The 25319-nt window shown below is 69.6% G+C and carries 20 protein-coding genes and 3 pseudogenes; 10 read left to right on the top strand and 13 right to left on the bottom strand.

Going from position 1 to position 25319, the window contains the following annotated elements:
- Positions 1–98: 98 nt before the first annotated feature.
- A pseudogene (locus tag ACFYZQ_RS20305) lies at positions 99–1475 on the bottom strand (NAD(P)/FAD-dependent oxidoreductase); the annotation flags it as partial.
- Entirely contained in the window at positions 1472–1603 is a 132-nt protein-coding gene (locus ACFYZQ_RS20300) for a ferredoxin reductase (RefSeq protein ID WP_389149326.1), read from the bottom strand. The gene ACFYZQ_RS20300 and the pseudogene ACFYZQ_RS20305, both read right to left, overlap by 4 nt.
- Positions 1604–1736: 133 nt before the next feature.
- Between ACFYZQ_RS20300 and ACFYZQ_RS20295 the strand changes: the two genes are divergently transcribed.
- Entirely contained in the window at positions 1737–2294 is a 558-nt protein-coding gene (locus ACFYZQ_RS20295) for a GNAT family N-acetyltransferase (RefSeq protein ID WP_389149323.1), read from the top strand.
- Positions 2295–2316: 22 nt separating this feature from the next.
- On the opposite strand, the gene ACFYZQ_RS20290 is transcribed toward ACFYZQ_RS20295, so the two are convergent.
- Positions 2317–3618, bottom strand: a complete 1302-nt coding sequence (locus tag ACFYZQ_RS20290) for a cytochrome P450 (RefSeq protein ID WP_389149320.1) — start codon at positions 3616–3618, stop codon at positions 2317–2319.
- Between the two features lie 319 nt (positions 3619–3937).
- Positions 3938–4459, bottom strand: a complete 522-nt coding sequence (locus ACFYZQ_RS20285; RefSeq protein ID WP_389149317.1) for a hypothetical protein — start codon at positions 4457–4459, stop codon at positions 3938–3940.
- 285 nt (positions 4460–4744) lie between these two features.
- On the opposite strand from ACFYZQ_RS20285, the gene map reads away from it, so the two are divergent.
- On the top strand, positions 4745–5527 hold the full coding sequence (gene map, locus ACFYZQ_RS20280; protein WP_389149314.1) for a type I methionyl aminopeptidase: 783 nt from the start codon (positions 4745–4747) through the stop codon (positions 5525–5527).
- Between the two features lie 49 nt (positions 5528–5576).
- On the opposite strand, the gene ACFYZQ_RS20275 is transcribed toward map, so the two are convergent.
- From ACFYZQ_RS20275 to ACFYZQ_RS20260, 4 genes are all read right to left on the bottom strand, one after another.
- Entirely contained in the window at positions 5577–6347 is a 771-nt protein-coding gene (locus tag ACFYZQ_RS20275) for a DUF2182 domain-containing protein (protein ID WP_389149311.1), read from the bottom strand.
- Positions 6344–6958, bottom strand: a complete 615-nt coding sequence (locus ACFYZQ_RS20270) for a DUF1326 domain-containing protein (protein WP_389149308.1) — start codon at positions 6956–6958, stop codon at positions 6344–6346. The genes ACFYZQ_RS20275 and ACFYZQ_RS20270 overlap by 4 nt, the downstream gene beginning before the upstream one ends.
- 135 nt (positions 6959–7093) lie before the next feature.
- A complete protein-coding gene (locus tag ACFYZQ_RS20265) occupies positions 7094–8668 on the bottom strand; it encodes an ATP-binding protein (protein ID WP_389149305.1) in 1575 nt (524 codons plus the stop codon).
- Positions 8669–8921: 253 nt separating this feature from the next.
- On the bottom strand, positions 8922–11717 hold the full coding sequence (locus ACFYZQ_RS20260) for an aconitate hydratase (protein WP_389149302.1): 2796 nt from the start codon (positions 11715–11717) through the stop codon (positions 8922–8924).
- Positions 11718–12038: 321 nt separating this feature from the next.
- Here ACFYZQ_RS20260 and ACFYZQ_RS20255 point away from each other — a divergent pair, with 321 nt between their 5' ends.
- The 5 genes and pseudogenes from ACFYZQ_RS20255 (at position 12039) to ACFYZQ_RS20235 (ending at position 15465) form a co-directional block, all read left to right on the top strand.
- Positions 12039–12971: an aminoglycoside phosphotransferase family protein gene (locus tag ACFYZQ_RS20255; RefSeq protein WP_389149299.1), complete on the top strand. Its 933-nt coding sequence runs from the start codon at positions 12039–12041 to the stop codon at positions 12969–12971.
- A 15-nt stretch (positions 12972–12986) separates the two neighbouring features.
- Positions 12987–13247 (top strand): annotated as a pseudogene (locus ACFYZQ_RS20250) (GNAT family N-acetyltransferase); the annotation flags it as partial.
- A gap of 42 nt (positions 13248–13289) precedes the next feature.
- Complete coding sequence (locus tag ACFYZQ_RS20245) at positions 13290–13637, top strand: hypothetical protein (protein ID WP_389149296.1); 348 nt, start codon at positions 13290–13292, stop codon at positions 13635–13637.
- A 36-nt stretch (positions 13638–13673) separates the two neighbouring features.
- A complete protein-coding gene (locus ACFYZQ_RS20240) occupies positions 13674–13871 on the top strand; it encodes a DUF4236 domain-containing protein (protein WP_389149293.1) in 198 nt (65 codons plus the stop codon).
- Between the two features lie 64 nt (positions 13872–13935).
- Positions 13936–15465: a helix-turn-helix domain-containing protein gene (locus tag ACFYZQ_RS20235; RefSeq protein WP_389149290.1), complete on the top strand. Its 1530-nt coding sequence runs from the start codon at positions 13936–13938 to the stop codon at positions 15463–15465.
- Positions 15466–15751: 286 nt separating this feature from the next.
- On the opposite strand, the gene ACFYZQ_RS20230 is transcribed toward ACFYZQ_RS20235, so the two are convergent.
- The 4 genes from ACFYZQ_RS20230 to ACFYZQ_RS20215 are packed head-to-tail and all read right to left on the bottom strand — an operon-like array spanning position 15752 to position 19236.
- Positions 15752–16333, bottom strand: a complete 582-nt coding sequence (locus ACFYZQ_RS20230; protein ID WP_389149287.1) for a DJ-1/PfpI family protein — start codon at positions 16331–16333, stop codon at positions 15752–15754.
- Entirely contained in the window at positions 16333–17169 is an 837-nt protein-coding gene (locus ACFYZQ_RS20225; RefSeq protein WP_389149284.1) for an ABC transporter ATP-binding protein, read from the bottom strand. Before ACFYZQ_RS20225 ends, ACFYZQ_RS20230 begins: the two co-directional genes overlap by 1 nt.
- A gap of 4 nt (positions 17170–17173) precedes the next feature.
- Positions 17174–18139, bottom strand: a complete 966-nt coding sequence (locus ACFYZQ_RS20220) for a FecCD family ABC transporter permease (RefSeq protein ID WP_389149280.1) — start codon at positions 18137–18139, stop codon at positions 17174–17176.
- A gap of 56 nt (positions 18140–18195) precedes the next feature.
- Entirely contained in the window at positions 18196–19236 is a 1041-nt protein-coding gene (locus ACFYZQ_RS20215) for an ABC transporter substrate-binding protein (protein ID WP_389149277.1), read from the bottom strand.
- Between the two features lie 161 nt (positions 19237–19397).
- On the opposite strand from ACFYZQ_RS20215, the gene ACFYZQ_RS20210 reads away from it, so the two are divergent.
- The gene (locus tag ACFYZQ_RS20210) at positions 19398–20534 is read left to right on the top strand and encodes a pentapeptide repeat-containing protein (protein ID WP_389149274.1); all 1137 of its coding nucleotides are present in this window, start codon (positions 19398–19400) and stop codon (positions 20532–20534) included.
- A pseudogene (locus ACFYZQ_RS20205) lies at positions 20535–20816 on the top strand (UDP-N-acetylglucosamine 1-carboxyvinyltransferase); the annotation flags it as partial.
- 83 nt (positions 20817–20899) lie between these two features.
- Here ACFYZQ_RS20205 and ACFYZQ_RS20200 read toward each other — a convergent pair.
- The gene (locus ACFYZQ_RS20200; RefSeq protein WP_389149272.1) at positions 20900–22234 is read right to left on the bottom strand and encodes a glycoside hydrolase family 68 protein; all 1335 of its coding nucleotides are present in this window, start codon (positions 22232–22234) and stop codon (positions 20900–20902) included.
- Positions 22235–22725: 491 nt separating this feature from the next.
- Between ACFYZQ_RS20200 and ACFYZQ_RS20195 the strand changes: the two genes are divergently transcribed.
- Positions 22726–25287, top strand: coding sequence for a GH32 C-terminal domain-containing protein (locus ACFYZQ_RS20195; RefSeq protein ID WP_389149269.1), 2562 nt, complete (start codon positions 22726–22728; stop codon positions 25285–25287).
- Positions 25288–25319: the final 32 nt, after the last annotated feature.

Below are 25319 nucleotides of genomic sequence, written 5' to 3'. Positions count from 1 at the left end.
GGGTAGGGATCGGCCCGCGCGGAGTAGTCGAAGATCCGGCGCAGTATGCCGGACGTCCCGGTCGTGTTCGTCCGGCCTTCCTCCTGCCGATGCCGGTGGACTGCCGTGGCGCGGCGCTCACCCGGGTCACAGCCTGTGACGACCACCGTGGCACCCTGCGCGAGCAGGACGGGACCGGGGAAGTCGACGGGCACCGGCTTCGTGTCGGCCGGCTGGTCCGGCGTCGGGCAGGGAGGCGGGAAAGGTGCGGCCGTCTCGATCAGCCGTCGGTAGTGGTCGAGCCACTTGCCGTTGTCGAAGCTCACGGCAGCCGTGACGCGGCCCCGATAGCCATATGCGGTGACGAAACGGCGATCGTCCAGCGATCCCTGGGTGACGACCAGCTCGTCGGCGAAGGTCGGCACGCCGACGGACTTGATGTTGACGCCGAACTGGATCGACCAGAACAGCGGAATGGACAGGTGGGGCCGGCGGTCCGCCTGGGCGCTGACCATGTTGTGTGCCGCGACCTCGGCCTGCTCCACGGCGTTGGCCCAGTGCTCCTGCGCGATGAGCCGGTCCTCGTAGATGGGGTTCGGGCAACGTGCCACGTCTCCCGCGACGAAGACGTCGTCGAGGGCTCGGCCATCGATGTCGAGGGCGCGGCAGCCTGTGTCACAGGTGATTCCCCACGCGCCCGCCGCCAGTCCCGACTCCTGCAGCCACTCGGTGTTGCGGATGCTCCCGAGTGCCACCACCGCCACGTCGGCGTCGATCGTGCTGCCGTCGTCGAAGTGGGCACGGCGAAAGCGCCCCTGTGCGTCGCCCTCCAGCCGGGTGACCTTGACGCCGCAGCGCAGATCGACGCCGTGGGCGCGCTGCATGTCGGCGGCGACCTCACCGATCATGGCGCCGAGCGCCCCGACCAGCGGGGCCGGTGCGAGTTCGGCGACGGTCACCGGGATGTCCCGCTCCCGGCAGATGGAGGCGATCTCGGAGCCGGTGAATCCCGCGCCGATGACCAGTACGCGGGACGGTCCGACGGCGAGGGCCCGCTGCAGGCCCTCGGCATGTTCGCGGGTCCGCACGACGAACACGCCGTCCAGGGCTGCCTCGGACTCGACGAACCACGGCCGGGCCCGTACCCCTGTGGAGATCAGCACCCGGTCGAAGGGAACCTCGCGTCCGTCGGCGAGACGCACATGGTTCACCGCGAGGTCCAGCCCGCTCGCGGGCACGCCCAGCAGCCACTCGGCATTGATGGCACGACGTCTTGGCAGTGTGGTGCCGTCGGCCGGCACCCACCCGGTGAGTACCTGCTTGGACAAGGGGGGCCGGTCGTAGGGCTCGCCCAGTTCGTCACCGATCATGGTCAGCGATCCGGTGAAACCCTCTTCTCGCAGAGCCTCCGCCGCCCGCAGCCCCGCCAGGGACGCCCCGACGACCACGATGCGGCCGTCACACTTGAACGTTTGCAGGTCGTCGGCGCTGGTCATGACGTCGACGCCTCCTCCGGTGCGTTCCGCGCCTCCAGCCGGTCGACGAGGATCACCTGGGCCGGGCAGGCGGCCGCGGCGCGGAACACCTGCTCGCGCCAGGCGTCGTGGGGGTTCGGGTCGTGCATGAGCGCTTCTTCATATCCCTGATGTGGCTGCATTCTGGGTACGCAAGCGGCGCTCTTTTGGATTGCCGTTTCGACGGGAAACATGTGGCGTGCCTGCCGGCCTCACGCGCACAGCAGCGTGATCAAATAGGGCATGGCATCGTCCTGGACCGGTCATCTGGTACGCCTGCGCGCTGTCGAGCCCGACGACTGGACGGCGTTCGCGCGCCTCGCCGAGGACGACGGGCCGCAAGGGGGCCGGCTGGATCTGCCGAGGTCTGCCGAGAGCTATCGTGCCTGGGCCAAGGAGCAGGCCGTTGCCGAGTGCGATGACGACCGCTTCCGGTTGGCGGTCGAAGCGACGGCCACGGGAGAGCTGGTCGGTACAGTCGGCTCACATCGCACGGGCCCTCGCTCAGGCTGGTTCGAGTTCGACATCACCATCAGCGCCGCACACCGGCGCCAGGGCTACGCGACGGAAGCCGTGGTGCTGCTGCTGCGCTTCATGTTCGCCGAGCGGCGCTACCACAAATGCCTGGCGGCGGTCTTGGCCCACAACGAGGCATCGCTGGCACTTTTCCGTGGGCTCGGCTTCACCGAGGAGGGGCGCTTGCGGGAACACGTTTTCTTCGCCGGCCGGCACCACGACCTCGTCATGATGGGCATGCTCGTCAACGAGTTCGACCGGCGACACACGATGAGCGAACCATGAGCCGTGATCCGAGCGCGTGCCCTCAGCCGCGCAGGGTGGCGCGCAGGTGCAGGCCGGCGGTCGCGAGACCTTCGAACGTGGTGACCCGGTAGCCGGGATCCGCGCCGGGCGGCTCGCTCAGGTGGTAGCGGCGGGCTGTCTGCGCGGTCATGAGCGTGAGCATGGCCATGGCCAGAGCGGCTCCCTCGCAACCGTGCGGCCCGGTACCGAAGCCGAGGAAGACCCCGGGCTTCGCCGACGAGCGCGAATCGTCGAGCCAGCGTTCGGGCCGGAACCGGTCCGGTTCGGGGTGTTCCCGCGCGTCGCGGTGGGCGGTGTAGGGGCAGACGAGAACGGTGGATCCGGCGTCGATGGTGTAGTCGGCGAGCTGAGTCTGTCGCGGGGCGCGCCGGGTGAGCAGCCAGCTCGGGGGGTGCAGTCGGAGCACTTCGCGTACCAGCGCCTGGGTGTACCGCAGGTTGTCGAGGTGGGTGCTGGTCGTCGTGGCCGGGTCGGCGGGCAGCAGGACGGCTTCGGCCGCTACGCGATCCGCGGCCTGGGCGTACCGGGCCAGGTGGAGCAAGATCCATCCGGCTGCCCGGGAGGGTGTCTCGAAGGTGGCGACGGTGATTCCGGGGAGAGTGTCCAGGATGGCTTCTTCCGACAGCAGGCCGTAGCGGGAGGAGGGCCGGAGCATCTGTCCCAGCACGTCGTCACCGAGCCGGCCCGATGAACGGCGCCGGCGGACGACGGACCGCGAAGCGTTGGTGAAGGCGACCTGCCGCCGTGTGCGGAACCGCCGTGCCGGTGTGGGGACCCAGCGCGGCCACACCCAGCGCGAGGGGCGTACGAGCACCTCCCGGGCCACGAAGAGCTGCCAGGCGAAGGGCAGCAGGGCGGGAGCGTCCTCGGAGAAGAGGTAGCGCACGCCGATCTCTGCCAGCACGGGCCGGACCATGGGCAGAATCTCGACGTCCCGGCCCGTGGGCCACTGATCAGCGAATCGAGCGGTCCCGGGCGCGATCTCACCGATCCGGGCCGCAACCGCCTGCGGGCGCAGTCCGCGCATGCGGGCGGCGCGGGCGTGCTCCCGTTCCTCGGGCATCGGCGCTCCGCCGGTCCGCTTCAACGGCGGGAAGAGAGGCGAGGACGGTTTGGGGAAGTCCTGCGCGCGGCGCAGGACCGCTTCACACACCCCGGCCGTAGAGGCTACGTAGACGCCCGACTCCAGCTGCCACACGTCCCCGCACTCGTCGACGCCACGGCGTGCGAGTGCCAGCCGGTCGCGGCTCCAGGCCGCGAAGCTGCCTCCGGGCAACCGCGGCGGCTCATTCGCTCGGCCCATGGGATCGCCCCTGACTTCTCGTCCCGGTCCGGCCGTTGTCGTCGGCAGCGTGGCCAGGAGCCGGCGGGAGCCCGGAGGCGCCCGCCGAGCGTGCAGTCACACCCTGTCGTCGCCGGTGTGCGTGCCCCAGTCGTGGGCCCCGTACGCACCGTAGTTGCGAGTGAAGGACAACTTGGCGAGCAGCTTGGCGATCATGAGGCACTCCTCTCGCTTGCCTTCGCACCATGTGCCGTACGTCCGAGTTTTTCGCATATGACACATGGATACAAGACGCGTTGGCGGGCGGGGCCCGCAGCCAGGGTGTGCACCTGGCACGTGATCAGCCGCCCCCGCCATCGGCCTCGTCGCCCCGAGGAGTGTCGGACCGAGTGGACGCGGAGCGCGGCGGGCCGGTGATCAGAAAGCCCACGAGCGAGGTCACGGCGCCGACGGCCTCGGCGATCGCACTGCCGGTCCTCTTCGGCCCCCAGAACGGCTCGTACATGTTCGGCAGCGGACCAAGAGCGCCCACGTTCACATACCCATAGAACAGCACGGCGCCCAGCGCGGAGACGGACACCAGGAACGTGAACACCCACACCGGCCGCCGGCGGCCGAGCAGCAGAACCAGCAGCGCGGCCAGCGACGCCACGGCGGCTTCGAGGCGGAACAACGTTCCCTGGCTGATCTGCTGCCCGACCCGGTCATACGGAGAGGCGAGGCCGGCGTGCACGTAGGCGTCCACGGCCAGTGCGGCCGCGGTCACCACTTGGGCCAGCACGCGCACGACCGTGCGCAGGCTGGTGGCGGTGCGGTGCGGGCGGCCGCCGGGTCCGGGAGCCGTCGCCTGACGGGACTTCACGTTGGCGGACCTCTCTTCCACGGCAAGACTGGCCCACGTTCCCGGCCGCGCCAACGCCGACACCCTGCGCGGGCGGGCCATCACCCGATCGGACCGCCGAGCTTCATGGTCGAGGACCTTCCCGGCCTCGGTCGCGAGCCGCTGCCCGCGGGTGGGCCGGCCGGTGGCCTTCTCGTGATCGACCCGCGCGGCGAGTTCCCGGGCCTCGGTCCCCGCCTCGGGGCCCCGATTCCGTACCGGTATAGTTGGCCGGTATAGTTATTGGACGCATGAGAAAGTCGCCACATGATCGAGATCCTGAACCCCACCCGGGTGGCCCGGGCCAAGGACACGGGCGCCCTGGTCGCCGACATCCTGCAGACGCTGAAGGGCCGTAGCACGGTCGGCACGAACCTGCTGGACATCGACCGGTGGACCAAGGCCATGATCGTCGAGGCGGGAGCGCAGTCCTGCTACGTCGACTACGCGCCGTCCTTCGGACGTGGTCCGTTCGGCCACTACATCTGCACGGCCGTCAACGACGCCGTGCTCCACGGGCGGCCGTACGACTACACGCTCGCCGACGGCGATCTGCTGACGCTCGACCTCGCCGTCTCCAAGGGCGGAGTCGCCGCGGACGCCGCCATCAGCTTCATCGTGGGCGACGCGAAGCCCCCGGAGAGCGTCGCGATGATCAGTGCGACCGAGCGTGCGCTGGCCGCGGGGATCGCCGTCGCGGGGCCTGGGGTCCGCATCGGCGACATCTCCCACGCCATCGGCACGGTGCTCAGCGAGGCGGGGTATCCGATCAACACCGATTTCGGCGGTCATGGCATCGGATCGACGATGCACCAGGACCCGCACGTCGCGAACACCGGACGACCCGGCCGGGGATACAAACTGCGCCCTGGGCTGCTGCTGGCGCTGGAGCCGTGGGTCATGGCGGACACCGCCACACTCGTCACCGATGCCGACGGGTGGACGCTCCGAAGCGCGACAGGCTGCCGGACGGCACACAGCGAGCACACGATCGCCATCACCGACGACGGAGCCGAGATCCTCACCCTGCCGAAGCAAGCGCGGACGTGAGGCAGGAGACGCCCTCGGGCCGGCACCGCCCCCAGCCCCGGTCGGGACCTCAGAGATGCTGGAGGCCCCGCATCCCGGTCATGCCGCCGCCCGTGAGGTTGGGGGCCAGGAAGGGCGCCCAGAAGACGGCGATCGCGAGGGCCAGCGAGGTCAGGCCGACGGCGCGGGCGAGAAGCGGACCCCGCGGCAGGCGTTTCTCGGCGGCGACGACGGTGGCCAGGCCCGCCATGGCCCAGAGGTTCATCACACCGAACGCGGTGAGCAGCAGCATCAGGGACCAGCAGCAGCCGAGGCAGAACGCGCCGTGGTGCGCTCCGGCGCGTACGTGGCGCGACGGGCCGTGGTACGAGGCGTAGCGGAGCAGGAGGCCGATCGGTGAGCGGCACTTGGTGAGGCAGAAGTCCTTGAACGGGGTGAGCTGGTAGACGCCGTTGACGGCGAAGACGGCGGCGGCCGCCGCCGTCCCTGCCGCGGGGTGTGCGGTCGTGACCTGAACGGCGCCGACGGCCAGGGCGTACGCCGGCAGTCCGGCGGCTGCCCAGACCAGCACGTAGCCGGCGGTGAACGCGATCATGCGCGGGGCCTCGTGCACGGGGCCCGTCCGTGCGTACAGGGAGGCGACCGGTGCCGTGGCGGGCAGCATCATCGCGGTCATCATGACCGTCCAGGTGACCATGAAGGCGAGCAGGTCCCCCGTCATCGTCCCGGATCCCATGTCGCCCCGGCGCAGTACCACCCAGGCCCAGGCGGCAGCCGCCGTGAGCAGCACCAGCCCGGTGTAGCGCGTCCGGTGGCGGACGGTGATCGTCGTTCTCGTCACGCCGACCACGAGAAGGGCGCCGAGTGCGCGTTGCGGCCGGTGAAGTCCCATGAGCGGCCGTGAACGTCCTTGCCGAGGGCCCGCGTCGACCGGGCGACGGTCAGTGTGCTGTTCGCCGGGTGGAACATACCGGTCAGTCCCATGACCGGGCCGTCCTCCCCGTACTGCGGGGCCACCTGGTCCTCGATCTCGATGTCGAGGGCGTCCGCCACCCGCACCGTGTGACGGCGTCCGTCGTCACCGAAGTCGATGGGGACGCGTTCTACGCCGAGGACCTCGCCGATGAGGGGCACGAGTGCCGCCATCGGTCCGCCCATCCGCCCGGAGAACACCTTGCCCAGCGCGTCCGCCTGGCTGTCGTCGGCCGAGGCGTCGACGTACAGCGCCACCTGCCAGCCGCCGTCGGCCATCACCTGCGGGGTGTCGGCGAAGACGACGACGCTGTGGTCCGAGACGTCCACGCCGTCGACCTCTCCTCGTGCGACGTGGAACGCGAGGGTCACCTGGCAGCGCTCGTTGTCGGCGGGTGCGGTAAGGCCCGAGGTGGTGCAGGGACACACGGTGTCGCAGTTGCAGCTCTCCACATACGTACCGTTCATATTCCAAGCCATGTTGGTTCTCCTGCCTGGTGCGGGCGCCCGTCAGCGATGCGGTGCGGCGCCCGGTCGGCAGAACGAGGAGACTGATGCGGGCGCCGGCCTTGCGCGGGTCCTTGGCGTGTGCGGGCCGCCCGAGTACTTCCCAGGCTAGTCCCGCACCGGCACCCGCACCTCTGCGGAATCCCCGGCCGTCTCGCCTTCGGGCCGGAGCTCCGCGCCTGCCGCGGCTGCCGGGAGTGCGAGCGTGAACTCCGTGCGGCCGGGGACGCTGGTGGCCTCGATGTGGCCGCCGTGGGCCGTGGTGATGGCCGCCGCCACGGCCAGGCCCAGTCCGGACCCGCTGCCGGTGGCCAAGGAGCGGGTGCGGGCGGTGTCCGCGCGGGTGAAGCGTTCGAAGACCGTGGGGAGGAGGTCGGGCGGGATGCCGGGGCCGTTGTCCTGGACGCTGATGACGCGGTGGGTGCCAGTGGACTCGACGCGGACCACCACCGTCGTGCCCACCGGTGTGTGCACGCGCGCGTTGGCGAGCAGGTTGGCGACCACCTGGCGCAGGCGGGCCTCGTCGCCGATGACCAAGGCGGAGGCGTCGGGGGCGTCAGGGGTGTCCAACCGCAGCTCGAGCTGCCAGACGTGGTCGCCGCCCGCGGCCCGCGCGTCCCAGACCGCTTCGGCGACCAGTACGGCGAGGTCCACCTCGGCGGAGTGCAGGGGGCGTCCCTCGTCCAGGCGGGCGAGCAGGAGGAGGTCCTCCACGAGGCTCGTCATCCGTGCCGACTCGGCCGAGACACGGCTCCAGGCGAGGACCGGCTCGATCCGATCGGCGCCGCGGTTCATCAGCTCGGCGTATCCGGCGATGGACGCGAGCGGTGTGCGCAACTCGTGGCTGGCGTCGGCCAGGAAGCGCCGCATGCGCTCCTCGCCGCGCCGGCGTTCGGCGAGGGAGGCCTCGACGTGGTCGATCATGCGGTTGAGGGCGGCGCCGACCTGACCGGCCTCGCTCCCGGGGTCGGCGTCCCGTTCGGGCACCCGGGTCAGCCCGGTCGTCTCCCCGTGGCCGAGCGGTGCGCGGGAGACCGCCACGGCCGTGGCGGCGACCCGGCCGAGCGGGCGCAACTGGCGGCGGATGACCACCGCGCAGACGCAGCCGGCGACCGCGAGTCCCGCGCCGGCGACCACGGCCTCGATCTCGACCAGGCCGTCGATGGTGTCCCGTACGTCGTCCATGGGCAGGCCGGTGAGGACCCGGATTCCGTCCGCGTCCAGGGAGGTGACCCGGTACGTGCCGAGCCCGGGGACGGTGCGGGTGTGCGTCGAGCCGTCGGCCGGGACGTCCTCGAGGGCGGCGCGCTGGGCGGAGTCGAGGGGGCGCGGCGCCGCGTCCTGGCGGACGACCGCGGCGGAGAGGATGGCGCCGCCGGCGTCGGGCCGGGCGGCGAGCATGCCGGCCGGGTGGCCGTTCTCGTCGAGGAAGGCCAGGTCGGCGGTGCGCCCCGGGTGGAGCGCGGCGCCGCACACGCCGTGTTCGGCGGCGTCGATCACCCGGTTGTCCAGATTGCCCATGAGAACGGCGCGCTGGACGAAAACGGTGGTGAGGGCCATCGCGGCGCACACCGCGACCAGGGCGGCGGTGACGAGGAGCAGCATGCGGGTGCGCAGTGAGCGGCCCCTCGGCCAGGTGCGCGGTGAGCGGCCCGGCGGCCGGGTGCGCGGTTCGGCGCTCATCTCCCGGCCTCCACGGCCCGGCGCAGCACCTTCGCCGGAGACTCGGTGAGGCCGCTTCGGTACGCGGGGATGCCAGACATGTATCGATTCTGTGCCGGTGTCCTGGGGGAACGCTGTGTTCAGCCTGAGGGTCGGTGATGACCTGGCGCGGGTTCCGCCGCGGGCCCGGTACAGGTCCGGCACGGGTCCGGTACGGCGGAGGGCCGCACCCCCGTCACCGGGGATGCGGCCCTCGACTGCCCTGCCCTGCCGCTTACTTGCGGATCAGGCTGCGCAGCACGTACTGCATGATGCCGCCGTTGCGGTAGTAGTCGGCCTCACCGGGGGTGTCGATGCGGACGACCGCGTCGAACTCGACGCCCGTGTCGGTGGTGACCTTGACCGTGCGCGGGGTGGTGCCGTTGTTGAGCTCCTCGACGCCCGCGAAGGAGAAGGTCTCCTCGCCGGTCAGACCGAGGGACTCGGCGTTCTGGCCCTCCGGGAACTGCAGCGGCAGGACGCCCATGCCGATGAGGTTCGAGCGGTGGATGCGCTCGTACGACTCGGCGATGACGGCCTTGACGCCGAGCAGCGCGGTGCCCTTGGCCGCCCAGTCGCGGGACGAACCGGAGCCGTACTCCTTGCCGGCCAGGACGACCAGCGGGATGCCCTGCTCGATGTAGTTGCGCGAGGCGTCGTAGATGAAGGAGACCGGGCCGCCGTCCTGGGTGAAGTCGCGGGTGTAGCCGCCCTCGGTGCCCGGCGCGATCTGGTTGCGCAGGCGGATGTTGGCGAACGTACCGCGGATCATGACCTCGTGGTTGCCGCGGCGGGAGCCGTAGCTGTTGAAGTCGCGGCGCTCGACACCGTGCTCGGTGAGGTACTTGCCGGCCGGGGTGTCGGCCTTGATGGCGCCGGCGGGCGAGATGTGGTCCGTCGTCACGGAGTCGCCCAGCTTGGCGAGGACGCGCGCGCCGGAGATGTCGGAGACCGGGGCCGGCTCCATCTCCATGCCCTCGAAGTACGGGGGCTTGCGGACGTAGGTCGACTCGGCGTCCCACTCGAAGGTGTTGCCGGTCGGGATCGGCAGCGCCTGCCACTGGGCGTCGCCCGCGAAGACGTCCTGGTAGGACTTGTTGAACATGTCCTCGCCGATGGCGTTGGCGACGACGTCGTTGACCTCGGACTCGGACGGCCAGATGTCCTTCAGGAAGACCGGGTTGCCGTCCTGGTCGGTGCCGAGGGCGTCCCGCGTGATGTCCACCTTCATGGAGCCCGCGAGGGCGTACGCGACGACCAGCGGCGGGGAGGCCAGGTAGTTCATCTTGACGTCGGGGTTGATACGGCCCTCGAAGTTCCGGTTGCCCGAGAGGACCGAGGTGACGGCGAGGTCGTTGTCGTTGACGGCCTTGGAGACCTCCTCCGGCAGCGGGCCGGAGTTGCCGATGCAGGTGGTGCAGCCGTAGCCGACCAGGTTGAAGCCGACCTTGTCGAGGTACGGGGTGAGGCCCGCCTTGTCGAAGTAGTCGGTGACGACCTTGGAGCCCGGGGCGAGGGTGGTCTTGACCCACGGCTTGCGGGTCAGGCCCTTCTCGACCGCCTTCTTGGCCACCAGGGCGGCGGCGACCATGACGTACGGGTTGGAGGTGTTGGTGCAGGAGGTGATGGCGGCGACGGTCACCGCGCCGTGGTCCAGCTCGTAGGTGGTGCCGTCGGGGGCGGTCACCTGGACCGGGTTGGACGGTACGGCGCCGGTGCCCTGGCCGTGCTGCGGGGCGCCCGCGCCGTTCTCCTGGCTGCCGTAGGCCGGGGCGTCGGAGGCGGGGAAGGACTCGGCGCTGGCCTCGTCGACCGGGGAGGCGGCGGCGGCCGGGGTCTGCGCGACGGGCGCCTCGACGTAGTTGAGGACGTCCTTGGCGAACTGCTGGGCGGCCTCGGCGAGGACGATGCGGTCCTGCGGGCGCTTCGGGCCGGCGATCGACGGGACGACCGTCGACAGGTCGAGCTCCAGCTTCTCGGAGAAGTCGGGCTCGGCCTTGGGGTCCAGCCAGAGGCCCTGCTCCTTGGCGTACGCCTCGACGAGGGCGACCTGCTGGTCGGAACGGCCGGTCAGACGCAGGTAGTTCAGGGTCTCGTCGTCTACGGGGAAGATCGCGGCGGTGGAGCCGAACTCCGGCGACATGTTGCCGATGGTGGCCCGGTTGGCGAGGGAGGTCGCGGCGACGCCCTCACCGTAGAACTCGACGAACTTGCCGACGACACCGTGCTTGCGGAGCATCTCGGTGATGGTCAGCACCAGGTCGGTGGCGGTGGTGCCGGCGGGCAGCTCGCCGGTGAGCTTGAAGCCGACGACGCGCGGGATGAGCATGGAGACCGGCTGGCCGAGCATCGCGGCCTCGGCCTCGATGCCGCCGACGCCCCAGCCGAGGACGCCGAGGCCGTTGACCATGGTGGTGTGCGAGTCGGTGCCGACGAGGGTGTCGGGGTACGCCTGGCCGTTCCGGACCATGACGGTACGGGCCAGGTGCTCGATGTTCACCTGGTGGACGATGCCGGTGCCGGGCGGGACGACCTTGAACTCGTCGAAGGCGGTCTGGCCCCAGCGCAGGAACTGGTAGCGCTCCTTGTTGCGGCCGTACTCCAGCTCGACGTTGGCCTTGAAGGCGTCGTTCGTGCCGAACTTGTCGGCGATGACGGAGTGGTCGATGACCAGCTCGGCCGGGGCCAGCGGGTTGATCTTCGCCGGGTCGCCGCCGAGCTCCTTGACGGCCTCACGCATGGTGGCGAGGTCCACGACACAGGGCACGCCGGTGAAGTCCTGCATGATCACGCGGGCCGGCGTGAACTGGATCTCCTGGCTGGGCTGCGCCTGGGAGTCCCAGCCGCCGAGGGCGCGGATGTGGTCGGCGGTGATGTTCGCGCCGTCCTCCGTGCGGAGCAGGTTCTCCAGCAGGACCTTGAGGCTGTACGGCAGTCGGGCCGAGCCCTCCACCTTGTCCAGCCGGAAGATCTCGTACGACTCGTCGCCCACCTGCAGCGTGCTGCGGGCGTCGAAGCTGTTCGCCGACACGACAGTCTCCTTCATTGATGTGCGCGTACCACCACGATCCTGCCGCCTCGGCATCTGGGCCGATCCGCTAAGGTAAGGCTAAGTTAGGTAACCCTTACCGAGCTGGCGGCTGCGGTGCACCTTCGGCAGATATCTCGATGTCGAGATAACTCTAGTACATGGGGCGTGGGGCGGTCATGCCCGGCCCTGCCGATCTCTCGCAGTGAAGGTCGAGTGACCGTCCGGGGAGGCCACGGGGAATCCCGTTCCCGGCGACTTCGATCCCGGCCTCTTCGACGCGAGCGAGAGCCGCTCCGCCTACCCCCAGTACTGTGGCTTCGCATGACCGACTCCGAGATCGAGATCACCGCAGACCTGGTCCGCGACCTGTTGGAGGAGCAACATCCAGACCTTGCGGGGCTGGCGATCCGCGAGGTGGCGGGCGGCTGGGGCAACCAGATGTGGCGTCTCGGGGACGAGTTGGCCGTGCGCATGCAGCGCATGGACCCCACCCCGGAACTCCAGCTCAAGGAGCGGCGGTGGCTACCCGTGCTGGCACCGCGCCTTCCGCTCCCGGTGCCGACTCCGGTGCGGTTCGGTGAACCGTCCGAGCGCTTCCCCAAGTACTGGACCGTGATGACGTGGGTTTCCGGGGAGCCGCTGGACCACGGCTCGATCAGCCGCGGCGACCACGCGGCCGACACGCTCGCGGGCTTCCTCCGGGCCCTCCACGTGGAGGCGCCCGCCGAGGCGCCGATCAGTTCGGACTTCGGCGCTCACCCCAAGAAGTGCACGAAGGGCTTCGACCACTTCTTCGACGCCGTTGTCCCCGGCGACATCGCCGACGAGGTCCGGGCCGTCTGGGACGATGCCGTTGCGGCCCCCGAGTGGGAGGGCCCGCCGGTATGGGTGCACGGTGACCTACATCCCGCGAACGTCGTCGTCTCGGACGGAACGCTCTCGGGCATCGTCGACTTCGGTGCCCTGTGCGCCGGTGACCCGGCCTGGGACCTCGCCGCCGCATGGGTGCTGCTGCCCGCGGGCACGGCCTCACGTTTCTTCGACGTGTACGCGCATGCGGACGAGGCGGCGATCCGGCGCGCCCGCGGGCTGGCCGTCATGAAGAGCCTCTTCCTGATGCTCATGGGGCAGAACGGCGATCGGGGCCTTCCCGGCGGCAAGCCGCACTGGGGCCCTGCAGGCCGGGCGGCACTCGATCGTGTCCTACGACCGAGCCGCCCCCTGCCCGAGCCGGCATCTCCGTGTGTCCACTGATCCGTCAACGGCTCACAGGGCCTGGCTCGGCTCGTCGTCACCGCCGCCCTGGAGCAGGCCCGCACGATGGGTCCTGAGCACGCACTCCTGTTCTGTCGGCCTGCCCTCGTGCCGCTCCACCAGCGTCTCGGCTGGCACTCGCTCGACGATGACGTACTCGTCGAACAACCCGAAGGCCGCCTGGTGACCACGCCGCTCCGAACCATGGTGACGCCCCTGCACGACGGCGCCCGCCGGCCCTCAGGGCCGGTACGGCTGTTCTCGTTCCCCATGTGACGGAGGACCCTGTTCGCGCCCCAGGCGCGCGAGGACCCGGGCATGAACGAGGATCCGGGCATGAATCTCGATCCCGCACTGATCGGCAGCTGGAGCAGCCACCCCTTCGACGCCGGCGCCATGGAGGTGTCCGAGCTGGAGTTCCATGGAGACGGGCAGGGAGCCGGGACCGTGAGCAGTGCCGCCGGGGACGAGGTCACGTGGTTCCGGTGGTGCTGTCCGGCGCCGGGCGTGCTCGAGGTGCGGACCGCGGAGGGTGACACGGGGCAGCACCGTTACGCCGTCGCACCGGCCGTACCGGCGGGCGCATCGGACCCGGTGACGACGGTCGCCTTCGACGAGGCCGTCTTCTTCGCCCATCGGTACGCCAGGACGGGGTATCCGGGTTGAGCGGCACTCAGACCGGCGACCATCGAGGAGGCAGACATGCCGCTCACGTTCCGCAAGAGTTTCCGGATCCTGCCCGGCGTGCGGCTGAACATCAACCGGCACTCCTGGTCCATCACGACCGGCGACAAGCACGGTCCGCGCCACACCCACAGCAGTACCGGACGTAATACGACATCCATGGATTTGCCGGGACCTTTCGGGTGGCGCCACACCCGCTCGACCAGGGGTGATTGACGGGACGTCACCCGAACGGACCCCCCAAGAGGCGCCATCTCATATCTGAGATAACCTCAACCCCATGGCAGACGACTACCTCGTACGCATCGGCAAGCTCATCCGTGACGCGCGGCACCACCGAGGCTGGACGCAGGCACAGCTCGCGGAGGCGCTCGGCACCAGCCAGAGCGCCGTCAATCGCATCGAGCGCGGCAACCAGAACATCAGCCTTGAGATGATCGCCCGAATCGGTGAAGCCCTGGACAGCGAGATCGTGTCGCTGGGCTACGCGGGCCCGATGCATCTGCGCGTGGTCGGCGGGCGCCGGCTCTCCGGCGCCATCGACGTCAAGACCAGCAAGAACGCCTGCGTGGCACTGCTGTGCGCCTCGCTGCTCAACAAGGGGCGCACGGTGCTGCGCAGGGTGGCACGCATCGAGGAGGTGTACCGCCTTCTGGAGGTACTCAACTCCATCGGTGTGCGCAGCCGCTGGATCAACGACGGCGTCGACCTGGAGCTGGTCCCGCCGGCCGAGCTGGACATCGCGGCGATCGACGCCGAGGCGGCGGTCCGCACACGGTCCATCATCATGTTCTTCGGTCCCCTGCTGCACCGCATGGACCGCTTCAAGCTGCCGTACGCCGGCGGCTGCGACCTGGGCACGCGGACGATCGAGCCGCACATGATCGCGCTGCGCCGGTTCGGGCTGGACATCGCGGCGACCGAGGGCCAGTACCACGCGCAGGTCGACCGCTCGGTCCGGCCGGACCGGCCGATCGTGCTGACCGAACGCGGCGACACCGTCACCGAGAACGCGCTGCTGGCCGCCGCCCGGCACGACGGCGTCACGGTCATCCGCAACGCCTCCTCCAACTACATGGTCCAGGACCTCTGCTTCTTCCTGGAGGCCCTGGGCGTCAAGGTCGAGGGCATCGGCACCACCACGCTCACCGTGCACGGCGTGCCGGACATCGACGTCGACGTGGACTACTCCCCCTCGGAGGACCCGGTCGAGGCGATGAGCCTGGTGGCCGCCGCCGTGGTCACCGAGTCGGAACTGACGGTGCGTCGGGTGCCGATCGAGTTCCTGGAGATCGAGCTGGCCGTCCTGGAGGAGATGGGCCTCGACCACGACCGCAGCCCGGAGTACGTCGCCGACAACGGCCGCACCCGGCTGGTGGACCTCACCGTCCGGCCCTCCAAGCTGGAGGCGCCGATCGACAAGATCCACCCCATGCCGTTCCCCGGCCTGAACATCGACAACGTCCCGTTCTTCGCGGCGATCGCGGCGTCCGCCCAGGGCAAGACACTGATCCACGACTGGGTCTACGACAACCGCGCGATCTACCTGACCGACCTCAACCGCCTCGGCGGACGGCTCCAGTTGCTCGACCCGCACCGCGTCCTGGTCGAGGGCCCGACCCGCTGGCGCGCCGCCGAGATGATGTGCCCGCCCGCCCTGCGGCCCGCCGTGGTCGTCCTGCTGGCGATGATGGCGGCGGAGGGCACGTCGGTGCTGCGCAATGTGTACGTCATCAACCGCGGTTACGAGGACCTCGCCGAGCGGCTGAACTCGATCGGGGCGCAGATCGAGATCTTCCGGGACATCTGACAGGCGAATGCCGCCGCACCCTGCCTGAACCGCCTGATGTGAGCCAGGGGGGGGTGCGGCGGCTCATCTGGGTCTTCGGTGGCGGTCGAGTCCCACGGCCTCGAATTCGTCCTCGCCCAGGCTTCTCCTCGCGCCGAGCCGCCGAAGAGCCTGCGAGACCGGGCACCGCACGGGAGAAGGGCTTCTTCGCCAGCTCATCCAGCGGCCCCAATCGGGCCGCGTACCTCGCGGGCGCGGCCCAGGGCCGAAGCCATGGCTTGCCCGGCACCCGTATCGCCGACGGTGGTCAGGAGGTTCGCCAGACGGCGCCGCGCTGTTCGTGTTCCATGATGGACTCGACGCCGAGGGCGACGGATGCCCCGCACTCGCGGGTGAGGAGCCAGAGCGCCAGATCGATTCCGCTGGTGACACCGCCCGCGGTCACCAGATTGCCGTCGTCGACGACTCGTGCGTCGATCACCCTGCCTCCCTGGGCGGCCAGGTCGGCCTTGGCCAGGTGGTGTGTCGTGCACGGGCGGCCGTTGGTCAGGCCCGCTGCGGACAGCACCAGGACCCCGGTGCAGACGCCGGCGACGGTGACTCCCGCCTCCTGTGCCCGTACGAGGTCCCGATGGACCTCTGGATCCTTGATCAGCCGATCGCCGCCGCCCGGCACAATGAGCACATCGGCATCGGTGGGTTCCCAGGCGTTCGGCACCACGATCCTGGTGCCGAAGAAGCATGTCACCTCGCCGGGAGCCGACGGTCGCACCAGGGTCGTCTCCACCTGACCGCCCGCCTGTACAGCGTGGCCGAACACGTCACGCGGTCCGATGGCATCCTGCTCCTCCACCCCGTCGTACATGAGGATCTGAACACGTAGCGACATCAGTTGTCGTCTCCTTCGCTGAGGGTCTCAAGGGATCGGCTGCCGTCGTCCGGGGCGTCTTCGTCCGCGAGCGGCCGGGCCGCGTACGTGATCCGGACCACGCCATCGGCATGCCGTTCGGTGTGCGCGCGGACGCCGAAGACGTCGGCGAGGATCTGTGGGGTCAGTACCTCCAGGACCGGTCCCGCCGCCACCACGGTTCCCTCGTGCAGGACGACCAGGTGGTCGCAGAGGCGGGCGGCTAGGTCGAGGTCGTGCAGGACGGCGAGGGTGGTGACGCCGGTGGCGCGGATGAGGGCGAGGAGCTCGAACCGGGCCCGGATGTCCAGGTGGTTGGTGAGTTCGTCCAGAACGAGGAGTTGCGGGTGCTGGGCCAACGCCCTGGCCAGCAGGACGCGTTGGCGTTCGCCGCCGGACAGGGAGGCGTAGTCGCGGTCCGCGAGGGGCCGTACGCCGCAGCGGTCGACGGCGTCCGTCACCGCCCGGTGGTCCTCGGCTCCGTCGCGGCCCAGCAGGCCGTGGTGGGGGGCGCGGCCCAGGGCGACGATCTCGGTGACGGTCAGCCCGGTGGTGTTGCCACCCGCGTCTTGGAGGACGGCGGCGGTACGACGGGCCGCGGCACGGGGGGACAGCGCCCACACGTCGTCCTCGCCGACCCTGACGGCCCCGTCCGCCGGGCGCAGCGAGCGGTAGACCGCGCGCAGCAGGGTGGACTTGCCGCTGCCGTTCGGGCCGACGAGGCCGACGATGTCGCCCTTGCGGGCCTGCAGGCTCACGTCGCGCAGGATCGCGGTCCGGTCCAGGGTGATGTGGATCTGGTCGACGGTCAGTTCCATGCGGTCAGTCCATCCCCTTGTTACGGCGCAGCAGCCACAGGAAGAACGGGGCGCCGAGGAGCGCGGTGAGGATGCCCAGCGGCAGTTCGTTGGGGCGGTTCAGGGTGCGGGAGAGCAGGTCGACGAGGACCAGGTAGACGGCGCCCAGCAGAGCGGTCAGGGGCAGCAGGCGGCGGTGGTCGGCGCCGGTGGTCAGACGTACCAGGTGCGGGATCATCAGGCCGACGAAGCCGATGCTGCCGGCGACGGCGATGACGGTGCCGGTCAGCAGCGCGCTGAGGACCAGGAGGACGGCCCGTAGCCGGTTGACGTCGACGCCGAGGGCGGTGGCGGACTCGTCGCCGGCCAGCAGTACGTTGAGGCGCCTGCCGAACAGGGAGAGGAGTGTGGTCGTGACGAGCACGACCACGGTGACCGTGGGGAGCTGGTCCCACTGGGCGCCCGCGACGCTGCCCAGCATCCAGAACATCACCGTCCGCAACTCGGTCGGGGTCGCCTGGAGTTGCACGTAGCTGGTGGCCGAGAGGAAGACATAGCCGACGGCGACGCCCGCCAGGACCAGCCGGGTCGGGGCCAGCCGTCCGCGCCGCTGACCGAGCGCGAACACGAGCGCCCCGGCGACGACCGCCCCGAGGAAGGCCGCCGCCGACACCCCTAGCCCGGCGAGTGCCGCGCCGCCGCCCAGGGTGATGACGAAAACCGCGCCGAGCGTGGCGCCGTAGGAGAAGCCGAGGACGATGGGGTCGGCGAGCGGGTTGGACACCACTGTCTGGAGCACCGCGCCGGACACCGCCAGGCCCGCGCCGACCAGGGCCGCCAGGACCACCCGCGGGGTGCGGAAGTTCCAGACGATCTGGTCGCGGGCGGGGTCGGCCGGAGCCGCTCCCGCGCCGGTGACGTGATGCAGGACGATCCCCCACACGTCACCGACCGGGACGCTGACGGCGCCGATGCTGATCGCCACGATCATGGTGGCGGCCAGCGCGACCGGCAGCAGCGTGAACGCCAGGGGGGTCCTGAGCCGGCTCAGAAGGCGGCCGGGTGCAGCAGCTTGGCGATCCTCTCCACGGCCAGGTCGTTGCTCGGGCCGAGGTACATCGAGTCCGACAGCGTCACGTACGCGTTCTTCCTGGCGGCCGGCCACTGGGGGAACTCCTTCAGCAGTTTCCTGGCGTAAGCCGCCGGGTTCGGGTCGTTGTAGGCGATGACGACGACGGCGTCGACGTCGGTGGCGGCCACCTTCTCCTTGCTCAGGTCGGCGAAGGTGCCCTTGGTGGTGTTCGAGAAGGCGTTGGTGCCACCGGCCTTGGTGAGGATGTCGTTGACGATGCCGTTGGCGACGACGGAGCTGAAGTCGTTGCCGCCCATGGACATGTTGGAGAAGAGCACCATGACCGCGGGCTTCTTCCCGCCCTTGACCTTCTCGGAGACCGCCGCGATGTGCTTTTGGGAGGCGGCGATCAACTCCTCGGCCTTGTCACCGACGTGGAAGATCTTTCCCATGTCGCGCAGCAGCCGGTAGCTGTCGGCGACGGTCATCTCGGAGGGGTCGTCGTCGCAGCCCTGCGGGGAGACGTAGCTGTTGGCGCCGACCTCCTTGAGTTGGTCGCGGGTGGCGAAGCCGTTCTTCTCGTCGAAGCCGTAGGTGGTGACGGACAGGACCAGATCGGGGCGCAGGCCGAGCATCGCCTCGCGCGGGATGTCGTAGGCCTCGTTGAGCTTGACGTCCCCGGTGGGCAGCTTCTTGATGGCGGCGGCCCGGCCGGGCACCTCGGACCTGCCGTAGCCCTGCTGGTTGGCGACGATCCTGTCTCCCAGGCCGAGGGCGAGGAGGGTGGAGACCTCGGCGACGGAGGCGCCGTTCATGACGACGACCCGGCTGGGGGCCTTCTCGAAGGTCTGCTTCTGTCCGCAGTTGTCCAGGGTCACCGGGTAGCCGGTCTTCGAGGCCGCGGCCCCGGCCGTGCTGTCGCTCGCCTTGTCGTCGGACGCGGAGGCACCGCAGGCCGCCGTGAGCAGGCAGAGGGTTGCGGCCAGGGCGGTGGCGACCGGCCGGTTCATCGACATACGGGCTCCTTGTGTGCGGGCGTACGGGCTGTACTCACCCGGCTGAGGGGCTTCTGCGCTCACCGGGCTGAGAGGCATGTGTTGCAGTAGTCGGAGCGAAGTGGCCCTGAGTTCCCGGCAGTTGCCGGTTGCTACCAGCCCTGCCCTAAGATCCGATGCCCATGGGGGGATCTGCTCGTGACCGCTCGCGTCTGGCCCGGACCGTTGTCACCGCGTCGGTCGCACTGGCCGCGCTTGCCGTACTGGGCGTTGTGCTCCTGGTTCTTCCGGGCCTGGTGGTCGATCACGATCTCGCCGGCGGCCACCTTGCCGCAGCGGACCGGCTGAACGCGGTGAACAACGTGCGCACCACGCTTCTGCAGGCGGTGGGCGGCACGGTGGTGCTGTTCGGTGCCTACGCCACGTGGCGGCAGTTGCGGGTCAGCCAGGACGGGTTGCACGCGACCCGCGAGGGGAACATCACCGATCGCTTCAGCCGGGCCGTGGACCAGCTCGGGAGCGACAAGCTGGACGTGCGGATCGGAGGCGTTTACGCCTTGTGGCGGATCGCCGACCATTCCGCCCGCGATCACGAGGCGGTCGTATCCATCATGGCGGCGTACCTTCGGACGCACCTGCCCTGGCCGCCGCGAGAACCCGGAGTGCCGCCGGCCGACGCGTCGATCAACTCGGTGCTGCCGTTGGAGACCCGCGCCGCGGACGCTCAGACCGCACTGACCTGCCTCGGGGTCCTGCGTCGGGAGCCACGCCCGGAGTGGCTCAACGTCAGCCTGACCGACCTGAGAAGAGCCGACTGCGACGGGCTCTGGCTGCAGGGAGTCAACTTCGACGGCACGTCCCTGGAGGCGGCGAGCATCTACCAGGTCAACTTGAGCAAGGCTTCACTGATAGCGGCCAACCTGCGGCACGCCGAGCTGGGAACCTCGATTCTCCACCGGGTTCGCTGTGTCGAGGCCGATCTGCGCGGCGCGCGCCTGGTCAAGGCCGACCTGTGGGAGGCGGACTTCTCGCGGGCGGACCTGCGAGAAGCCAACCTGCGCAAGGTGCGTGCCCACCGCGCCGTGTTCGCCGGTGCGGACCTGAGAATGGCCGACCTACGGGGCTGCGACCTCAGCGGCGCGGACCTGCGGGAGGCCGAACTGGAAGGTGCGCTGGCGAGCGACCTCACGATCTGGCCGAACGGGTTCGACGCTCAGACGGCCGGCGTCGTCGTCACCGCCGACCCCGGCGCCGAACCGGACAACCTGCTGCCCGCCGCCGCGATCACGAGGCAGGCCCCGCCTCTGCGGTCGGCCTGAGTCCGGCCCTCCAAGCTGGAGGCGCCGAACGACAAGATCCGCCCCATGCCGTTCCCCGGCCTGAACATCGACAACGTCCCGTTCTTCACGGCGATCGCGGCGTCCGCCCAGGGCAAGACACTGATCCACGACTGGGTCTACGACAACCGCGCGATCTACCTGACCGACCTCAACCGCCTCGGCGGACGGCTCCGGTTGCTCGAATCGCACCGCGTCCTGGTCCAGGGCCCGACCCGTTGGCCCGACCGGAGCGCGGATCGAGATCTTCCGGGACATCTGAAAGCCGTCGGAATCGGTGCTTCGAACGGCCGTGGCGGGCCACGATGGACGTGGCCCGCCACGAGGGTTGCGCGACTGCGGATTGGTTACGGGATGAAGCCGTAGTCCAACTGCTTGGTGAGGTAGGTCCTGTTTCCTTTCAGGGACAGCACGAGCGTGCGGGCCAGGGTGCCGCCGAAACGGGTCCCGCCGTCGGCGGTCGGGACCGTGTCGATGAAGCTCTCCACCAGCCCGTTGGGCATCACGTAGTGCGAGTACTGCTGCGTCGGGGCGTCCTCAGGGTTGCCCAGGACCAGTGCGCTGCCATTGAGCGGCTTGTAGTCGCTGCGCAGGGACGGACCGACGAACCCGTAGAGGCCGTCCCAGCCGCTCAGTCCCGGCGCGAACGTGAACTTGTGGCTGATGGTGAACAGGTAGTACTTGCCGTGGCGGATGACCAGGTGTGGCCGTTCGGTCTGCTGGTTCACACAGTTGGCCGACAGCAGCGGGGGCTGCAGCCGCCACTTGCCCATGCTGTCGCTGTCAGCCGTGGCCAGCCCGATGTTGCCGGTGTAGTACTTCGCGTTCTCCGGCACCTCGTGACCGGCCGGGACGTCACCTATGTCGCGCTTGGTGCACTGGTAGCTGCCGGCGACACCGGCCGTGTTGCCCTCGAACAAGATGTGGATCTTGCGGTCCCGTGGGTCCCGGAAGACGAACGGGTCGCGGAAGGCGTAGATGATCGGGCCCGCCTGGGACTGTTGCATGGTCTGGTACAGCTTGCCGTCGGCCTCGGCGATGATGCGGTGGTCGTGGAACCCGTCGAACCACACACGGGTCTTGTCCGCGTGGATCCGACCGCTCGCCATCGCCAGGCGCTGCAGGGGATCGTTGGGGTCGACCCCACCGTTGTCGCGCCCGGAGGCAGTGTAGAAGGAGTACACCTTGTCGCCGACGAGCGCCGCCGAGCCGGCCCACTGACGTGAGCCGAACGCGGTGCCGGGCTGGAACAGGTCGCCGCCGTACTTCCAGCTCTTGGCGTCACGCGAGTAGTAGTAGCCGATCTTCGCGTACCAGTGCCGGTCACCGAAGGGGACCGAGCGCGGGGCCGTCAGCGCGAAGATGACGTGCCAGCCCTTGTAGGTGGCGGTCTTCGTGTCGAGCTTGGTCAGCGGCCAGGTGTCCCACTGCCACACCTTGTCGCTGATCACCGGAAAGTCGGGCGACACACGGGGGGCGGTGTTGGTCTTGTCCTGCCGGAGCTTCAACGCGTCCGCGCGGGACCAGACGGCGGTGTAGTCGTCGTCCGCGCTGTACTGCCGCGTTCGCGTCTGGGACGAGGCCGGTGTGTCGGCGGAAGCCGGTGTCGCCACACCGCCCAGCGCCGCGATGGCCACTAAACCCGTGGCCAGCCGGAGCAGCACTCTTCGCGCTCTGCGCATGCGTCGTCCTTCCCGAAGAGGGGGATCGAATGGAACAGAACCGGAAACGATCGAATGCGCGGCTACCCCCCTTCTCGCGAGGCACTCCCCCACCTCTCGCCGACATCGATGAACTTCCGGTTCCGGGGAGCTGACAGGCAGGCAACTTCCCGACACGGCAATCACGGGACGGCGTGGAACTGGTTCGACTGCCGACGATCAGGGCCCGGTGGTGGTCGTGCGGCGAAGCACGACCACCAGCCAGGTGCCTTCCGCTTTCCGCACGTGATCGTTTGATTCGGTTCGGCCGGGCCGGGCGGGCCGCGCCGGCCGATTCCGCCTGAACCGTTGACGCGTGGCGGGATCCCGCGCATCATCGGGCCACTCGATGTCATCGTTGACACCAGTCAACGATGACACTCCTGGTCGGCTGCCTGGACGCCGAACAGGGCGTCACTTCCGGTCGGTCCGGGCCGAGTTCCAGGCTCGGCCCAGTGGAGCCAGGAGGCACCATGAGCTCTGGACATGTGTCCCGGGATGCCTGCGTGCGGATGATGGCGACGGTGGCGACCGTCTGCGCCCTGTCCGCCACTCCGCTCACCCCTCAGGACCTCGCCGCCGACATCCCGCCGTACTCCGAGACCTACCGGCCCCAGTTCCACTTCACCCCGGAGAGGAACTGGATGAACGACCCCAACGGCCTCGTGTACTACGAGGGCGAGTATCACCTCTTCTACCAGTACAACCCCAACGGCAACTCCTGGGGTGACATGTCCTGGGGCCACGCGGTGAGCACGGACCTTGTGCACTGGAAGCAGTTGCCGCTCGCCCTGTCGTACGACGACAACGAGATGGTGTTCTCCGGCAGCGCGGTCGTCGACTGGGACAACACCACCGGGTTCGGCACGAAGACGAACCCGCCCATGGTCGCGATCTACACCAGTCACAACAAGAGCACAGGCGTCCAGGCACAGTCGATCGCCTACAGCACCGACCGCGGCCGTACCTGGACCAAGTACCAGGGCAATACCGTCATCGACATCGGTTCCAAGGACTTCCGCGACCCCAAGGTCCAGTGGTACGAGCCGACGAAGAGCTGGCTCATGACGGTGTCGCTGTCCGCCGAGCACAAGGTGCGGTTCTACTCGTCGAAGAACCTCAAGGACTGGGAGCTGCAGAGCGAGTTCGGGCCGGCCGGCGCGACGGGCGGCGTGTGGGAGTGCCCCGACCTGTTCCCTCTCGCGGTCGACGGGGATCCGAAGAAGACCAAGTGGGTCCTGATCGTCAACATCAACCCCGGTGGCATCGCGGGCGGTTCGGCCGCCCAGTACTTCGTCGGCGACTACGACGGCAAGAAGTTCACCGCCGAGGACGAGGGCGCCTACACGCCGCCCACCGGTACGGTGGTGCAGGACTTCGAGAGCACGGACTTCGGGTCGTGGACGACCACCGGCACCGCCTTCGGCACGGCGCCGGCAGCCGGGACGTTGGACGGACAGGGGGCCGTCTCCGGATACGACGGCAAGGGCCTCGCCAACAGCTTCCACTCGGGTGACGGCACCACCGGCGCCCTGACCTCGCCCTCCTTCACCGTCGACAGCAAGTACCTGAACTTCAAGGTCGGCGGTGGTCGGTACCCGCACGTGGACGGAACCGTCATGGAGCAGGGCCCGCCACCCCCGGGTACGGTCCTCGCCGACTTCGAGGGCGGCACCTACGGTGGTTGGACGGCCACCGGGGACGCCTTCGGTACCGCACCGGCCACCGGCACCCTTCCCGACCAGCAGGAAGTCTCCGGCTTCCTCGGAAGCGGCCTGGTCAACAGCTACCGGAACGGCGACTCCACCACCGGCGCCCTCACCTCACCCGAGTTCACCATAGACAAGGACTACGTCAACTTCCTGGTCGGCGGCGGCAACCACCCCGTCGGCTCCGGCAACCCGACCGCCGTCGAACTCCTCGTCGACGGGCAGGTGGTCCGCAGCACCACCGGACAGGACCGCGAGGCACTCGACTGGGCCTCCTGGGACGTCAAGGACCTCGTCGGCAAGAAAGCCCAGATCAAGATCGTCGACGACAACACCGGCGGCTGGGGCCACCTCAACGTCGACCACATCATGCTCTCGGACGCCCAGGCCCATCCTGTCTCCCAGGAGACGTCCGTCAACCTGATCGTCGACGGCAAGGTCGTCCGCAGCGCCACCGGCGCCAACAGCGAGACCCTCGACTGGGCCTCCTTCGACATGCGCCCCTACGCCGGCAAGAAGGCGCAGATCCAGATCGTCGACATGAACACCAGCGGCTGGGGCCACATCGTCGCCGACCGATTCACCGAGGCCGACGCTCCCGCGAAGTCCGTCGTCCAGCGCGCCGGCTGGGCCGACTACGGCAAGGACTACTACGCGGCCGTTTCCTGGGAGAACGCGCCGGGCGGCAAGCGGTACATGATCGGCTGGATGAACAACTGGGACTACAGCGGCGCCATCCCCACCTCACCCTGGCGCGGCGCGCAGAGCATCCCTCGGGAGATGGCCCTGCGCACCGTCGACGGCCGCATCCGGCTGACCAGCCGGCCCGTGAACAGCGTGACGTCCCTGCGGCAGGGACCCTCTGCGTCCGCGGTCGGCACCACCGTCAAGGACACCTCCAAGCCCCTGATCGGCGCAGCGGCCGAGGGCAAGGCCCTCGACATCGAGGCGACCTTCTCTCTCAAGGACGCCGAACGCTTCGGCCTGAAGGTGCGCACGGGCGCGAACGGCGAGGAGACCGTCATCGGCTACGACACCACGACACAGGAGCTGTACGTCGACCGCGGCCACTCCGGCGCGGTCGACTTCAACAGCACCTTTCCCGGCGTCCAGACCGCACCGCTGAAGGCGAAGGACGGCAAGGTGAGTCTTCGGATCCTCGTCGACTGGTCGTCCGTCGAGGTCTTCGGCGGCAGTGGCGAGGCCGTGATCACCGATCAGATCTTCCCCTCCCCCGCCAGCCAGGGCGTGCGGGTCTTCGCCGAGAACGGCTCGGTGAAGCTGGACAGGGCCGTGGTCTGGCACCTCGGCTCCGCCCACAAGTGATCATCGACCTCTTCGCCCTCCGCGAGGCCGCC

This window comes from Streptomyces sp. NPDC001843 (assembly GCF_042891955.1).
In the GTDB taxonomy this organism is placed as follows: domain Bacteria; phylum Actinomycetota; class Actinomycetes; order Streptomycetales; family Streptomycetaceae; genus Streptomyces.
This window is presented reverse-complemented; position numbering and strand designations above follow the sequence as displayed.

Bases quoted from the DNA above. Each gene is read 5' to 3' on its own strand.
- ACFYZQ_RS20300 (WP_389149326.1), bottom strand. From the start codon at position 1,603: ATGCACGACCCGAACCCCCACGACGCCTGGCGCGAGCAGGTGTTCCGC.
- ACFYZQ_RS20295 (WP_389149323.1), top strand. From the start codon at position 1,737: ATGGCATCGTCCTGGACCGGTCATCTGGTACGCCTGCGCGCTGTCGAG.
- ACFYZQ_RS20290 (WP_389149320.1), bottom strand. From the start codon at position 3,618: ATGGGCCGAGCGAATGAGCCGCCGCGGTTGCCCGGAGGCAGCTTCGCG.
- map (WP_389149314.1), top strand. From the start codon at position 4,745: ATGATCGAGATCCTGAACCCCACCCGGGTGGCCCGGGCCAAGGACACG.
- ACFYZQ_RS20270 (WP_389149308.1), bottom strand. From the start codon at position 6,958: ATGGCTTGGAATATGAACGGTACGTATGTGGAGAGCTGCAACTGCGAC.
- ACFYZQ_RS20265 (WP_389149305.1), bottom strand. From the start codon at position 8,668: ATGAGCGCCGAACCGCGCACCCGGCCGCCGGGCCGCTCACCGCGCACC.
- ACFYZQ_RS20255 (WP_389149299.1), top strand. From the start codon at position 12,039: ATGACCGACTCCGAGATCGAGATCACCGCAGACCTGGTCCGCGACCTG.
- ACFYZQ_RS20245 (WP_389149296.1), top strand. From the start codon at position 13,290: ATGAACGAGGATCCGGGCATGAATCTCGATCCCGCACTGATCGGCAGC.
- ACFYZQ_RS20240 (WP_389149293.1), top strand. From the start codon at position 13,674: ATGCCGCTCACGTTCCGCAAGAGTTTCCGGATCCTGCCCGGCGTGCGG.
- ACFYZQ_RS20235 (WP_389149290.1), top strand. From the start codon at position 13,936: ATGGCAGACGACTACCTCGTACGCATCGGCAAGCTCATCCGTGACGCG.
- ACFYZQ_RS20230 (WP_389149287.1), bottom strand. From the start codon at position 16,333: ATGTCGCTACGTGTTCAGATCCTCATGTACGACGGGGTGGAGGAGCAG.
- ACFYZQ_RS20225 (WP_389149284.1), bottom strand. From the start codon at position 17,169: ATGGAACTGACCGTCGACCAGATCCACATCACCCTGGACCGGACCGCG.
- ACFYZQ_RS20220 (WP_389149280.1), bottom strand. From the start codon at position 18,139: ATGATCGTGGCGATCAGCATCGGCGCCGTCAGCGTCCCGGTCGGTGAC.
- ACFYZQ_RS20215 (WP_389149277.1), bottom strand. From the start codon at position 19,236: ATGTCGATGAACCGGCCGGTCGCCACCGCCCTGGCCGCAACCCTCTGC.
- ACFYZQ_RS20210 (WP_389149274.1), top strand. From the start codon at position 19,398: ATGGGGGGATCTGCTCGTGACCGCTCGCGTCTGGCCCGGACCGTTGTC.
- ACFYZQ_RS20200 (WP_389149272.1), bottom strand. From the start codon at position 22,234: ATGCGCAGAGCGCGAAGAGTGCTGCTCCGGCTGGCCACGGGTTTAGTG.
- ACFYZQ_RS20195 (WP_389149269.1), top strand. From the start codon at position 22,726: ATGAGCTCTGGACATGTGTCCCGGGATGCCTGCGTGCGGATGATGGCG.